General features: G+C 39.0%; 1 pseudogene. It reads right to left on the bottom strand.

From position 1 onward, the window contains the following. Nucleotides 1–502, bottom strand: a pseudogene (locus R7093_RS28555) (hypothetical protein); the annotation flags it as partial.

The following is a 502-nucleotide window of genomic DNA, read 5'->3' as shown; positions in this document are numbered from 1 at the left end:
AGTTGAGAAGCTACATAGTTTTGTAGCGCAGAAACACCTTGCTCTCCATTGATATCAAAACGAATCGCATCACCAAAAATGATGTCGTTTCCATCAAGGCTACTAATCTCATCCTTGCCTTGCATTAATGACACTTCTTTGCCAAGAATCACTTCTGCAAGTTGATTAACATCGATGTTAGTTCTTACAACACCATCAGAGTCAAAGTGTTTCAACGAATCTTCATCTAAGTCATGACCAAGACCGATCGATCGAACCTCACTAAGTTCTTCCAATGCCTGATATGCGTTATTTGCTTGATGAAGTACATACGTTTCATAATCGTAATAACTATGATTACTTGTCATCTTCCCTAACAACTCACCTGTCGAAAGCGAATAAACGAGTGAGTTACTATCTATCACCGTCTTATTGTCGTAAGTTACAACATCACCAGTTTTGTAATCCGCTGGCAACACATCAGCTAACGTTACCAGTTTGTTGTTTTCCACTCCAAGAACAA

Source organism: Vibrio sp. 1580, from assembly GCF_033340055.1.
This window is presented reverse-complemented; position numbering and strand designations above follow the sequence as displayed.